General features: G+C 42.2%; 13 protein-coding genes. 6 read left to right on the forward strand and 7 right to left on the reverse strand.

Translation table 11 applies throughout. From position 1 onward, the window contains the following. The first annotated feature begins 121 nt into the window (after positions 1-121). Positions 122-1,171, forward strand: a complete 1,050-nt coding sequence (locus ACX17N_RS00385; RefSeq protein WP_458890620.1) for an NADP(H)-dependent aldo-keto reductase — start codon at positions 122-124, stop codon at positions 1,169-1,171. A 75-nt stretch (positions 1,172-1,246) separates the two neighbouring features. Here ACX17N_RS00385 and ACX17N_RS00390 read toward each other — a convergent pair whose 3' ends face one another. The 5 genes from ACX17N_RS00390 to ACX17N_RS00410 all read right to left on the reverse strand — a co-directional run bounded on the left by ACX17N_RS00390 (position 1,247) and on the right by ACX17N_RS00410 (position 5,846). Further along, entirely contained in the window at positions 1,247-2,023 is a 777-nt protein-coding gene (locus tag ACX17N_RS00390) for a M48 family metallopeptidase (protein ID WP_458890621.1), read from the reverse strand. 112 nt (positions 2,024-2,135) lie between these two features. Beyond that, a complete protein-coding gene (locus tag ACX17N_RS00395) occupies positions 2,136-2,444 on the reverse strand; it encodes a phosphoethanolamine transferase domain-containing protein (protein WP_458890622.1) in 309 nt (102 codons plus the stop codon). Between the two features lie 181 nt (positions 2,445-2,625). Beyond that, positions 2,626-3,945 (reverse strand): adenylosuccinate synthase, encoded by a 1,320-nt coding sequence (locus ACX17N_RS00400; RefSeq protein WP_458890623.1) that lies wholly within the window; start codon positions 3,943-3,945, stop codon positions 2,626-2,628. A gap of 69 nt (positions 3,946-4,014) precedes the next feature. Further along, positions 4,015-5,181 (reverse strand): ATP phosphoribosyltransferase regulatory subunit, encoded by a 1,167-nt coding sequence (locus tag ACX17N_RS00405; RefSeq protein ID WP_458890624.1) that lies wholly within the window; start codon positions 5,179-5,181, stop codon positions 4,015-4,017. Positions 5,182-5,393: 212 nt separating this feature from the next. Next, positions 5,394-5,846, reverse strand: coding sequence for an Lrp/AsnC family transcriptional regulator (locus ACX17N_RS00410; protein ID WP_458890625.1), 453 nt, complete (start codon positions 5,844-5,846; stop codon positions 5,394-5,396). A gap of 140 nt (positions 5,847-5,986) precedes the next feature. On the opposite strand from ACX17N_RS00410, the gene ACX17N_RS00415 reads away from it, so the two are divergent. Continuing rightward, positions 5,987-6,739 (forward strand): AzlC family ABC transporter permease, encoded by a 753-nt coding sequence (locus ACX17N_RS00415; RefSeq protein WP_458890626.1) that lies wholly within the window; start codon positions 5,987-5,989, stop codon positions 6,737-6,739. Next, on the forward strand, positions 6,736-7,035 hold the full coding sequence (locus ACX17N_RS00420; protein WP_458890627.1) for an AzlD family protein: 300 nt from the start codon (positions 6,736-6,738) through the stop codon (positions 7,033-7,035). The genes ACX17N_RS00415 and ACX17N_RS00420 overlap by 4 nt, the downstream gene beginning before the upstream one ends. Positions 7,036-7,052: 17 nt before the next feature. Here ACX17N_RS00420 and ACX17N_RS00425 read toward each other — a convergent pair whose 3' ends face one another. Further along, on the reverse strand, positions 7,053-7,364 hold the full coding sequence (locus ACX17N_RS00425; RefSeq protein ID WP_458891102.1) for a hypothetical protein: 312 nt from the start codon (positions 7,362-7,364) through the stop codon (positions 7,053-7,055). A 257-nt stretch (positions 7,365-7,621) separates the two neighbouring features. Between ACX17N_RS00425 and ACX17N_RS00430 the strand changes: the two genes are divergently transcribed. After that, positions 7,622-8,143, forward strand: coding sequence for a hypothetical protein (locus ACX17N_RS00430; protein ID WP_458890628.1), 522 nt, complete (start codon positions 7,622-7,624; stop codon positions 8,141-8,143). 50 nt (positions 8,144-8,193) lie between these two features. Here the strand turns inward: ACX17N_RS00430 and ACX17N_RS00435 are convergent, their stop codons facing one another. Then, positions 8,194-9,216 carry a type I glyceraldehyde-3-phosphate dehydrogenase gene (locus tag ACX17N_RS00435; protein WP_458890629.1) on the reverse strand — a complete coding sequence of 341 codons (1,023 nt, stop codon included), beginning with the start codon at positions 9,214-9,216 and terminating at the stop codon, positions 8,194-8,196. 397 nt (positions 9,217-9,613) lie between these two features. Here ACX17N_RS00435 and alaS point away from each other — a divergent pair, with 397 nt between their 5' ends. Both alaS and ACX17N_RS00445 read left to right on the forward strand, forming a co-directional pair. Continuing rightward, positions 9,614-12,307: an alanine--tRNA ligase gene (gene alaS, locus ACX17N_RS00440; RefSeq protein WP_458890630.1), complete on the forward strand. Its 2,694-nt coding sequence runs from the start codon at positions 9,614-9,616 to the stop codon at positions 12,305-12,307. A 65-nt stretch (positions 12,308-12,372) separates the two neighbouring features. Then, positions 12,373-13,653 (forward strand): aspartate kinase, encoded by a 1,281-nt coding sequence (locus ACX17N_RS00445; protein WP_016166581.1) that lies wholly within the window; start codon positions 12,373-12,375, stop codon positions 13,651-13,653. Positions 13,654-13,886: the final 233 nt, after the last annotated feature.

Consider the following 13,886-nt stretch of genomic DNA (forward strand, 5'->3'; position numbering starts at 1 on the left):
CTTTTTTTTATGCCAAATCAATCCTTTCATTTCACAAAACAATATAAAACTCCGCATTAACAAAGTCGCTTATTTACGCTAGCCTGAGCAAAGCGTTTGTCGATTACTCAGGAAAGATGTCATGCAATTCAAACCATTAGGTAACAGCGGTATTCTCGTCCCCGAAATTTGCCTCGGCACCATGACCTTTGGTGAACAGAACACCCAGCAAGAGGCTTTTCAGCAACTGAACTATGCTTTAGAGCGAGGTCTGTACTTTTGGGATACTGCCGAAATGTATCCTGTGCCACCTAAACCAGAAACTCAGGGTCACACGGAAACGATTATTGGCAATTGGATTGCTCAACACGGCGGTCGGGACAAGTTACTAATTGCCTCTAAAATTGCAGGACCATCTCAAGGTGGCAGCCATATTCGCGATGGGCAAACCCGTTTCACCGCAACTGAAATCTCTTCTGCCCTAGATGACTCCTTAAAGCGCTTACAAACCGACTATATTGACCTTTATCAACTCCACTGGCCACAGCGTAATACCAACTTCTTTGGAAAATTGGGCTATGGCAATACTGAAGCTTTAGATGAAAAACCAGTAACAGCTCTTGCGGAAACTTTAGTTGCACTTGCCGAGGAAGTTGAAAAAGGACGTATTCGTCATATCGGATTATCGAATGAAACGCCATGGGGAACCATGAAGTTTTTACAGCTGGCAGAACAGTTAGGTCTCGATAAAATTGTCAGCGTTCAAAACCCTTATAACCTGTTAAATCGCAGTTATGAAATTGGCATGTCTGAGATTGCCAAATATGAAGGCGTTGGTTTACTTGCCTATTCGCCACTTGCCTTTGGCTATTTAACTGGAAAATTCCGTCATGGCGCTCGCCCAGCCAATGCGCGCATTACCTTATTTTCACGTTTTAGCCGTTACAGCAATCCTCAGAGTGAATGGGCAACAGAACAATACGCCTTATTGGCTGAGCGACATGGCTTGAGTCTAACGCAAATGGCTTTGGCATTTATTCAACAGCAGTTCTTTGTCACCAGTACCATTATTGGCGCAACCAACTTAGCGCAGCTTAAAGAAAACATTGATGCCTTTGACTTAACTCTCTCTCCTGAAGTGCTAGAAGGCATTGAAGCCATTCATCGCCAACAGCCCAACCCTGCACCTTAAGTAATTCACAAGATACCCAAAACAAAAAAGGATGCGTCAAGCATCCTTTTTTGTGATTTAGCAATAAGCTTAAAATTATCGCTTATTGTATACAGCTTGTGCGGCAGGCAAATTTTTACGCATGGCATCAATACGTTGGCTGTTCGATGGGTGGGTCGATAAGAACGATGAGCCACCAGCACCATCTAACTTATTCATTTTTTCCCACAAGCTAATGGCTGCTTGCGGGTTATAACCTGCTTTCGCCATCAACATCAAACCGCCTTGGTCAGCACGACTCTCTAAGCTACGCGAGTATGGCAAGCCTACACCCACCTGAGTACCCAACTGCGCTGCTGCTGCACCCAACTGCCCTACGCTATCCCCTGCATAACTTAAACCGATACCCAGTGCTAAATCTGTTAAAGCCTGTGCACCAATTTTATTCTTAGCGTGTTCTTCTAAGGCGTGAATCATCTCATGTCCCATCACCGCGGCAATTTCAGCATCGCTCAGGTTGAGTTTGTTGACAATGCCGGTATAGAACACGACTTTACCACCAGGGGCAACATAAGCATTGACTTGGTCAGATTTCAATACCGCCAATTGCCAATCAAATTTCGTGCCTGTTTGGTTCATCTGATCTGCATAAGGTTTTAAACGATTAAAGACCGAATAAATACGCTTATAGGTTGAAGAAGAAGTATCTAATGTATTGTTACCGCGTGCCTCTTGAACGGTTTTGTTAAACCCTTGCGTTGCAGCAACATTTAAAGAAGCGGTATCCGCACCTGCCATATCAGCAACTGTCGTACAACCTGAAAGTGTGACAGCTCCTGCCACACACAAACTCAACATCAGTTTGTTCTTCATTCTTTTAATCTCCACCATTCTTGGATTACATCAATATATGCGCATTATATGCAATGAATGTGGAGCTTTATACGTATAACAACTTCATAAACATAGTATTTATGTAATTGTGTTAATGCATAAACTGGTAACTTAACCAGTAGATTAAGCACAATACATTAAGCACCATATACACTTGGCCCAAGGGTTTTATTTTTTCTTCTAATTTTTCATCATTGCGCTTCAACCATAAATAAGCATTTTGAATCAAAATCAGCGGCACCAAAATACAGGCCAGAATTACACTTAAACCAACAAAGGCAGAAAAGACGATGGCAGGGTCTTGGGTTTGTGCTTGAATAATTAAAATTGCAATGGTCGGTGCTCCGCCCATGGCAAAGATTAACGAATGTAAAATGGTACTTGAAATGTTTTTTTGCATCCTACCTCAATCCTAAATGCAGACTTAAATCTGCTTATCCTTACCTTTTTGAAAAATATCAGGATTAAAATTAAATGCAACTTTACTTTAGTCTTGAGATTAAATACGTACAGAATGAAATTAAATCATTCAAATAAAAAGACCCCGCTATAAGCGAGGTCTTTCATTCAACAATTATGCATTAAGCATCAAATGGATGACGTAATACAATTGTTTCTGCACGGTCTGGGCCCGTTGAAATAATATCAATTGGGCACTCAATTAACTGCTCAATACGCTTGATATAGTTAATTGCATTTTGTGGAAGCTGTTCAACGCTGGTTGCACCCACAGTTGATTCAGTCCAACCCGGCATCGTTTCATAGATTGGCTTTAAGTTTTCGTATGCAAGTGCATCAGAAGAACCTACACAACCTGAATCTGTATTTTCGTAACCGACACAGATTTTCACTTCTTCTAAACCATCTAAAACGTCAAGTTTAGTTAAGCAAATACCAGAAAGTGAGTTTACATCAACTGAACGACGTAGAATTTCTGCATCGAACCAACCACAACGGCGTTGACGACCTGTAGAAGCGCCAAACTCATGACCAACTGTCCCTAAATGACGGCCAATCGCATCACCCGTATCGGTTGCTGCATCGTAGTGAAGTTCAGTTGGGAATGGACCCGCACCAACACGTGTTGTGTAGGCTTTGGTAATACCCAAAACATAGTCTAGGTGTAATGGACCTAAACCTGAACCAGAGCTCACGCCACCCGCAGTCGTGTTTGAAGATGTTACAAACGGGTAAGTACCGTGGTCTACGTCAAGCAAAGAACCTTGCGCACCTTCAAACATGATGTTGTCACCGTTCTTACGGTAGTTGTGTAATTCAGTTGTTACATCAACCACTAACGGAGCAACGACTTCACGCCATTGATCGCAAAGCGCAAGTACATCTTCCAATTTCACTGCTTCAACACCGTAGTATTGAGTTAGCTGGAAGTTATGGTAATCCAACACTTCTGCCAATTGTGCTTTTAATGCTTCACCGCCACGAACCAAGTCCGCAACACGCACTGCACGACGCGCAACTTTATCTTCATACGCAGGACCAATGCCACGGCCTGTTGTACCAATTTTTGCATTGCCACGCTTTTTCTCACGTGCTTGGTCAAGTGCAATATGGTTTGGAAGAATTAATGGACAGTTTGGAGAAATACGTAAGCGCTCTTTAACTGGTACACCTTGCTCTTCAAGAATCGTCATCTCTTTGATTAACGCTTCTGGTGAAAGCACAACACCGTTACCAATTAAGCACAATACGTTTTCACGTAAAATACCTGATGGAATGAGGTGTAATACAGTTTTCTTACCACCAACCACGAGAGTATGACCTGCGTTATGTCCGCCTTGATAACGAACTACCGCAGCCGCTTGATCTGTGAGCAGGTCGACGATCTTACCTTTACCTTCGTCGCCCCATTGGGTACCAAGTACCACAACATTCTTGCCCATAATAGCCTCATTACATCATGCTGTTAAAATTAAAACTCCGAGTAGTGACATGAACACCACTCGCAGTGATTAAATTGGTTTAACTTGCCACTCGCCAGCAACATCAACAAGTTGATGTGTCGCATTTGGAATAGAGTTTAAATCATCATTACCCAATAACTGAATTACACTTAAGCCTTGTGCTCGAACGGACGCAATCGCTTGCTGTAAATCAGCCTGTGTGCCTTTAGGCGCAACCACTACATCAGCAGCTTTGAACTGCCCTGCACTTAACGCATACAAGTCACAACTAAAACCTGTTGCAGGACGCGCACGGCCAAAATGCTCACCAATACCATCGTAGCGACCACCCTGTGCCAAAGAGGCTGCACGGTTCGGTGCATAAACAGCGTACATCAGACCCGTGTGATAGTGATAAGAACGAAGTTCAACCACATCCACACCAATCAATAGATTTGGCCAACGCGCCTGAATCGCAGACTGCGTAGTTTTTAATTCATCTAGAGCGTGCTTAAATGCTTCATCCGCTAAAATCTCAGCACTTAAATTAGCTTGCAACGCCACTAAATCATTTGCATAGCGACCTAAAGCATAGAAGTCAGCACCAAAATTCAAATCTTGCGTAAATTCTGCCAGTTCAGGCAATGCTTTACGTTGATAAAGATCAGATAATTCACGTTCGGTATTTTTATTTAAGCTTGCACATTTGACCAAGCTACGGAATAAACCGACATGCCCTAAATCCAGATGGATACCGTCAACTAGACCAGCTTTCTGAATTAGGCCGAGCATCACATCGATCATTTCGACATCTGCATCAATACTGTCTGAACCAAACAACTCGGCACCCAATTGTAAGGGCGCACGCGTGGTATTAAAGCCTTGCGGCTTGGTATGTAACACAGTACCTGCATAGCAATAACGCGCAACGCCATCAACAGGATGAACATGAGCATCAATACGAGCGACCTGCGGTGTCATATCCGCACGCACCCCGAGTAAACGACCAGAAAGCTGATCAATTACTTTAAATGTCGCAAGGTCTAAATCGTGATTCGATTCGGATAAAGAAGAAAGGGATTCTATGTATTCAATAAACGGCGTGTACACCAATTGATAACCTCGAGATGCGAGGAAATCCAAGGCGTCACGGCGCAAGTTTTCAATTACTTGCGCTTGCTCTGGTAATACATCAGCTACACCATCAGGTAATAACCATGTCTCTGAAATGGGCATGTTGTAAACCTAAATTCTTGTCAGCGCGGAAGTAATCCGCATAAAAAAATCGGGAGCACACCCGATTTCTCCTAGTTTAGCACGATAGTTCACACCATGCACTGAGATTTTTATATTTAATCGCAATCTCTCGCCAATTTGTTTGCACTGCAAAGCTATACTTAAGTCAAAGATTGTTATCAATAAATTCGTGTTTGCTATAGAGCATAGAATTAGAGCGGCAGTTCAGTTGTCTGCTTAATGCTCTGTAATGGAATTTCAGTTTTCACATTCTGAATCCCCGTGATTTTATTTAAATGCTGAATCTGAAATTTGCGATATGCATCCAGATCAGACACCACAATTCTTAAAAAGAAATCACAGTCGCCTGCCATGAGTTGGCATTCTACAATTTCAGGAATTTCCCGCACGGAGTCAATAAAATGATTGACCGTTTTTGCATCTTGTCCTTTGAGCCAGATTCGCGCGAACACAGTTAAACCCAAATTGACTTTTTGCGGATTCACCAAGGCGACATACTTTTCAATAATACCAAGATCTTCTAATTGTTTAACGCGTCTTAAACACGGTGAGGCCGAAAGCCCAACTCGTTGCGCCAACTCATTATTGGCCAGTTTGCCATCACGCTGTAAGGTTTGTAATATTCGTCTGTCTATTTTATCCACAGCACCCTCTTAGCATTTATCATTAATTTTTTAAATATTAGAGCAATTTTATGCTCAATTTAAAGCAAATATTGCTTAATTTAGCGTCTAATATCACCACAATGTTTTTAAAATGGCTACCCACGTTGTGAGGTATCTATATGTCCATTTTAAAAAACAGCTCAGTGCATCCGCTCATCATGAAAAGCCACGATCAAGCTGAATTTTTTCGTGGCATTAAAACCACACTCCCGATGCTGCTCGGTTTTGTACCGTTGGCCTTGGTGCTCGGAACCCAAGCTTCACAAAAAGGCTTATCGATTGTTGAAGTATCCCTGTTAACCGGACTGAATTTTGCGGGCGGTTCCGAATTTGCCATTTTAGAAATGTGGACCAATCCTCCACAATTTTTACTCCTCATGTTTATTACCTTTTTAATCAATAGTCGCCACTTGCTGATGGGCGCGAGTTTAGTGCCCTATTTAAGACACTTACCCGACCGGCAAGTTTACCCAGCACTATTTTTTCTCTGTGATGAAAGTTGGGCATTAGGATTATCCAATGCTCAGAAGCGCATTCATCAACTTGGGCTTAAACATGCTTTTAATATGCCTTACTACGCAGGAGTCTGTCTGGCGTTATATGTGATGTGGGTTTCAGTGACTACCTTGGGCGCAGTTTTAGGGCCTGTATTGGGCGATATTCACCCCTATGGTTTTGACATGGCTTTTCCCGCGATTATTTTGGTGTTATTGCGTGGCATGTGGACTAGTTTCGCAGCTGCCCGGCCTTGGCTGATCAGTCTAATTGTCGCAGCAATGGCTTATTTATACTTGCCTGCGGGATGGCATGTTCCTTTAGGAGCTTTGAGTGGAATCGCCTCGGCATTTTTCTTAATCGGAGATGATGAATGATACATAGCAGCACCTTAATTGCCATTTTGTTAGTTGCAATCACCACTTATTTAACTCGTTTATTGGGCTATGCGGTGTTAAAAAACAAGACACTATCCAACAAGCACAAGAAAATTCTGGAAGTTGTACCCGGTTGCGTACTCATTTCAGTGATTGCACCTTATTTTGTCAAAGAACAGCCCGCCGATTTAATCGCGATAGCCCTCACCCTTTTGGCGGCCTCGCGACTTCCACTGCTACCGACGGTCATCATCAGTATGTTGAGTGCCGCCTTATTGCGCCAAATTCTAGTCTGAAATTTGGCGCAAGAGCGTTAAAATGGACGATCAGTTTGCCCAACCGACTTGCTGAGTAAACTGACCAACTCTGCATTTTGCAATTCCAACTGATGCGTTCTTTTAACAGTTTTATCAATTGCTTCTTGTTGCACATGCATTTTCTTCGCGAGGTCTTGCATAATTTCCAGCGTTTTTTTCAGATTTTCCTCAAGGTGCACCACTTTTTCTTCCAGATGCTGTTGATATTCAACATCCCCAGCATTTTCTCCCTGCTGCTTGAACTGAAACCACACCAAAAAAATTACCGCCATCGCCAATAGCAATATAAATCCCCAGATTAACATCATCATACATTTCTCATTTTCATTATGTGCTTTAACAATATAGTACGATAAGAACGCCTTATTTTTTATAAAAATAAATGATTCCACTTATATTTTTAGATTTTTTTATCATCAGCGTATCTATATTCGAGCAACACGTTTCTTATGACGTAAATGATATTTTGATACATGTTTTAGATTCACAACAGACGGTTTAAGCCGATATAGTCAACACGCATAAAACAAGATTCACTTTAGAAAAACATTATTGAGACCTTCCTATGGAATTACATAGCAATCTTTACTACCACCATGTCAATGCAGGGTTGATGGATCAGCTTGATCGCCTGTTCCTACAGCATCAAGACCATCCAGTAACCTTCCTACAATTGGCGGCAGCCATTAATACCGAGTACGGGGCTGAACTTGCGCAGGATCTGCTTGATCAAGTTGACCAGATGGAATACGACCTCGCTCCAGAAAGCGTATCTCGTGTTGCTGGTTTTAGTATTCTGCACTTTGTCCATGGTTCATCAGGCGATGAAATCATGGAAGCCATGTTGTTTTTCTTAAAAGGACTCATTCCTGAGCTACAAGTTCAAGCATGGGGCTGTGGTGATGATGATCCGTGGGAGTTCTGGTTAAAGTTTGAAGGGGATGAACTGGTTCGTGAAGATGATGAGCCGTTCAATGATCCTGATCAAGATCAACTCATTAAAGCTGAAATTTACACATGGTGGCATGAAAATATGCCCAATGAAATTAAAGAAGGATTTCTCAACGAAGTCGAGTCTGAAGAATAAGTAACAATTAAAGCACCTTATGCTAGATCACGATAAGGTGCTTAATTGCATTAAACAAACGACTCGCATAGATCGAGCAAGCGGTTAGCATAACCCCATTCATTGTCATACCACGCGAACACTTTTGCCTGATGCCCAACCACCATGGTTTGCGTTAAATCTACAATCAGTGAATACGGTGAATGATTAAAGTCACTAGACACCAAAGGCTCATCCGTGACTTGCATGATTTCGGCATAATCACTTTCCGCAGCACGCATCAGTACTTCATTAAGTTTATGTACCGTTATTGGCGATTGCGACAAAAAGGTCAGGTCAATGGCTGCGACATTGATGGTCGGCACACGAATTGAATAACCATCTATACGATCTTCCATTTTAGGCATGACTTGTTTTAAAGCCCCAAGAGCCGAAGACGTGGTTGGAATAATATTTTGCCCCGATGCACGTGCACGTCGTAAATCTCGATGCGCATGATCTAACACCGATTGATCTGCCGTTACTGCATGAATCTCAGTCATTAAAGCGGTTTGAATACCAAAAGCATCATCAATAATCTTGACCAAAGGAACCAAAGCCTGCGTAGTACATGACACACTGGAAATAATCTGATCGGAGGCTTTCACGTCATGGTGGTTCACGCCATAGACAATTGCCGCATCGACCATATCAAACGGGGCTGCCCCAATAATGACCCGTTTTGCACCTGCACGAATATGGCGTGTTGCTGCTTCATGGGAACGAAATAGCCCCGTACATTCCAGCACCACATCCACATTTAATTGCTGCCAAGGCAGTAATTCTGGTTGTGCTTCACAAACAACTTGTACTTTTAAACTGGCAAGTCCTGCATGAATATGCATGTAGATTTGTTCATTTTCATATTCGACATCCACCTTGCCTTTAAAACGACCATGCGTACTGTCGTACTTAAACAAGTGAATTAATGTGTCTACATCTGCAATATCATTAATCGCCACGATCTCAAAATGGAAATCTTTAGGATTTTCGAACCACGCACGCAATACATTACGACCAATTCGACCAAATCCATTAATCGCCACTTTTTGCATGACTTTTCCCTTACATGAACCAAAATTTAAGCTGCCTTATGTTAATGGATTTTGCACTTAAACCAAGAGATTTTCGTGCCAAACCTCAACAAAAACTTGAAAGCAACATCAAATGGCAAAAATTGAGGAAAAAATAGACAGACTTATAACTCCCAAATTTCAACTTCAATTTTCAATCATGGCCAGCAGTTAAATTCACTTCAATATATACAGACTAAAGGATGACTTACAATTCCATAGTTTTGTCATTAATTCATAGTAAAGTGATTGGTGCGTGGGGCTTTTTCCGTTATAATTTGGCGTTTTAAAAAATTAAGCCTGTATTTTTATATGGTGCAATTGAGCACCAATAAGTGATACGTTTAGCCCAATTAGAGATTTATGGAGTGACTTGGTTGTGAGTACTCGTTTTATGACATCCGCTGAAATTCGCGAAGCTTTTTTAAGCTATTTTGAATCGCAAGGGCATACACGTGTCGCGTCGAGTTCTCTGGTTCCAGCCAACGACCCAACATTATTATTTACAAATGCTGGTATGAACCAGTTTAAAGACTGCTTTTTAGGTCTAGAAAAACGCGATTATGTTCGTGCAACAACGTCACAAAAATGTGTCCGTGCTGGCGGTAAACACAATGACTTAGACAACGTTGGTTACACTGCTCGTCACCATACGTTCTTTGAAATGTTAGGCAACTTCTCCTTTGGTGACTATTTCAAACGCGATGCCATCAAATTTGCCTGGGAATTCTTGACTGGCGACAAATGGTTAGCATTACCCAAAGACAAACTTTATGCCACGGTTTACCACACCGATGATGAAGCATTTGACATCTGGAACAAAGAAATTGGTTTAGATGCCAGCCGTATTATTCGTATTGGTGACAACAAAGGCGGTCAATACGCATCGGATAACTTCTGGGCAATGGGTGATACTGGTCCTTGTGGTCCATGTTCTGAAATCTTCTTTGACCACGGTGATCACATTTGGGGTGGTTTACCTGGCACACCTGAAGAAGATGGCGACCGTTTCATTGAAATCTGGAACAACGTATTCATGCAGTTTAACCGTACTGCGGATGGTGTACTTCACCCTCTTCCAGCACCTTCTGTCGATACCGGCATGGGCTTGGAGCGTATTTCTGCAGTTTTGCAACACGTTAATTCGAACTACGAAATTGATTTATTCCAACACCTGTTAAAAGCAGCTGCGGAAATTATTGGTTTAGATACTACTGCGCTTGAAGCTGAAGCAAAAGCCAATGGTACACCAGTACAATACCCTGCTTCACTTAAAGTGGTGGCTGACCATGCGCGTTCTTGCTGCTTCCTGATTGCTGATGGCGTAAACCCATCCAATGAAGGTCGTGGTTATGTACTCCGTCGTATTATCCGTCGTGCGGTACGCCACGGTAACAAATTGGGCGCAACAGGTTCATTCTTCCACAAAATGTTGCAACCGTTAATCGAGGTGATGGGTGCTGCCTACCCTGAACTTGAAGCACAGAAAGCACGTATCGAAGCACAATTACTGAAAGAAGAAGAACAGTTTGCTAAAACTTTAGAGCAAGGTCTGAAATTGCTTGAAGGTGAATTAGCTCAACTGAAAGGTTCTGTGATTCCGGGTGAAGTGGTCTTCAAACTTTATGACACTTATGGCTTCCCAACAGACTTAACTGCCGACATCGCACGTGAGCGTGATTTAACCATTGATGAAGCAGGCTTTGAAGTTGAAATGGCTGCACAACGTCAACGTGCGCGTGATGCTGGTAAATTCGCGATTGACTACAACAGCGTTGTGAAAGTTGAAGGTGAAACGCAATTTGACGGCTATGACGCAACAGCAGGTCAAGGTCAAATTATCGCAATCTATAAAGATGGTGAGCAAGTTAATGAAGTGGTTGAAGGTGATGAAGCATTAATCGTCCTCAATCAAACGCCTTTCTATGCTGAAAGCGGTGGTCAAATTGGTGACACGGGTATTTTCAAAAACGACACAGGTATTTTTGAAGTTCAAGACACCAAAAAGTCAGGCGGTGCCTTTGTTCATCAAGGGATCGTGACTGTTGGTCATCTAAAAGCATCACAAACTGTAGAAGCGATTGTCAAAGCGGATATTCGTGCCGCAACTGCTCGTAATCACTCTGCAACTCACCTTTTACATGCGGCATTGCGCCAAATTCTAGGCTCACACGTTCAGCAAAAAGGCTCTTTAGTTGCATCTGACATTTTACGTTTTGACTTTGCCAATGACCAACCTGTGTCATTTGAGCAGTTGCAAGAAATTGAGCGTTTAGTCAATACTGAAGTCCTTGCCAATACGGCTGTCACCACTGAATTATTAGACATCGAGTCCGCGAAAGCAAAAGGTGCGATGATGTTATTCGGTGAAAAATATGGTGATGAAGTCCGCGTACTGTCAATGGGTTCAATTATTGAAGAAAAGAACTTCTCAATTGAACTTTGTGGTGGTATTCACGTTCAACGCACTGGTGATATCGGTTTATTCAAGATCACGTCTGAAGGCGGTGTAGCTGCGGGTGTACGTCGTATTGAAGCGGTGACTGGTACTAAGGCGTTAGAAGTTGTACAAAAAGCTGAAGCTGATATTGTGCATATCAACGGTGTACTAAAAGCCCAGAAAGATCAAACTGTAGAAAAAGTTGAAGCTATTGTAGAAACGGCTTCTGCATTACAAAAGCAGATTGATCAACTGAATCAAAAACTTGCGAGCTTACAGGCTGCTGAACTTCTAAGCCAAGTTCAAACGCTTGCAGGCCGCACAACATTAATCACGACTGTTCAGGGCATGGATGCAAAAGCACTTCGTAACCTACATGACGGCGTGAAATCAAAATTAGAAAATGCAGTAATCGTGCTTGCAGGTGTAGAGGGTGACAAGGTGAGCTTGATCGCATCTGTAGCAAAAGAATTTACTGCTTCTATAAAGGCAGGTGACATCATTAAACACTTAGCAACTGAGCTAGGCGGAAAAGGTGGTGGTAAACCTGACTTGGCACAAGGTGGCGCGCCACTAAACGAGAAGTTTGCACAAGTGATGGCAGATTTAACTGCTTGGCTTGAAGCAAAATAAAACTTCACCTTTTGTGTAACTGACCCTGATTGGCACTTCAGGGTCATGGCTTATATGGAACAACTATGGCATTAATCGTTCAAAAATATGGCGGTACTTCTATGGGTACCCCCGAGCGCATTTTAAATGTAGCTCGTCGTGTGAAGCGCTGGCATGACCACGGCCACAAGGTAGTGGTTGTAGTATCAGCAATGAGTGGTGAAACTAACCGCTTATTAGCTCTCGCGAAAGCCATTACGGACACCCCTGACCCACGTGAACTTGACCAAATGGTTTCTACGGGTGAACAGGTAACGATTTCAATGTTAGCAATGGCGCTCAATTCAATTGGCGTTGAAGCTAAGTCACTTACAGGTCGCCAAGTCGGTATTAAAACGGACAGCGCCTTTACCAAAGCTCGTATTGAATCAATTGATACCGACGTCATGACTGAGCATCTCGATGCTGGTCGTGTCATTGTTGTTGCTGGTTTCCAAGGTTTTGATGCTGATGGCAACACTACGACTTTAGGTCGTGGTGGCTCGGATACTTCTGGTGTTGCACTTGCTGCTGCACTAAAAGCAGATGAATGCCAAATCTATACGGATGTAGATGGCGTTTATACGACTGATCCACGCGTTGCTCCAAAAGCGAAAAAGGTTGATCGTATTTCATTTGAAGAAATGCTAGAAATGGCATCACTTGGCTCAAAAGTCCTTCAAATTCGTTCTGTTGAGTTTGCAGGTAAATACCAAGTGCCTTTACGTGTATTATCAAGCTTTGATAATGATGACGATGGCGCATTTGATGAAGATTTCAAACAAAACGTAGGCACACTAATTACGACTGAGGCAGAAGACGATATGGAACAACCAATTATTGCAGGTATTGCATTTAACCGTGACGAAGCAAAACTCACTATCTTGGGTGTTCCTGATGAGCCAGGAATTGCATCTAAAATCTTGTCGCCAATCAGCAATGCCAATATCGAAGTGGATATGATTATCCAAAATGTCGAAGAAGATGGCACAACTGATTTTACTTTTACCGTAAATCGCACAGATTTGGCAAAAGCGAAAGCAATTTTAGAACAAACAGCAAGCAGCATCGAAGGCTGTGAAGTTGTTACACGTGATGATATCGTTAAAGTATCGATTGTAGGTGTGGGCATGCGTTCACATGCAGGTGTTGCGAGCAAAATGTTCACAGCATTAGCAGATGAAAGCATTAATATTTTGATGATCTCAACTTCTGAAATCAAAATTTCTGTTCTTATCGAAGAAAACTACTTAGAGCTCGCTGTTCGCTGCTTACATACAGCATTTGGTTTAGACCGTGAACACGGTGAATCAAGCGCACGTGCTTAAGAATTATTAGAAAATCGTCATTGTAAGACAATTTTTTCTAAATTCTATAAAAATACAGAGCCACTATAGTTTTTTCTATGGTGGCTCTGTTATATTAGACTTGAGGCGTTTTGGTAAATTTCAACAGAATTTTATAAGTAGCAACATTTTAGGCTTATACAATCCTGTTAAAATTTTCTTTATTACCAAGGTTGTGTTTTTTAAACTTTTTAATCAATGCAGGTTTAGCATTT

It is taken from the genome of Acinetobacter sp. GXMZU3951 (genome assembly GCF_054457875.1).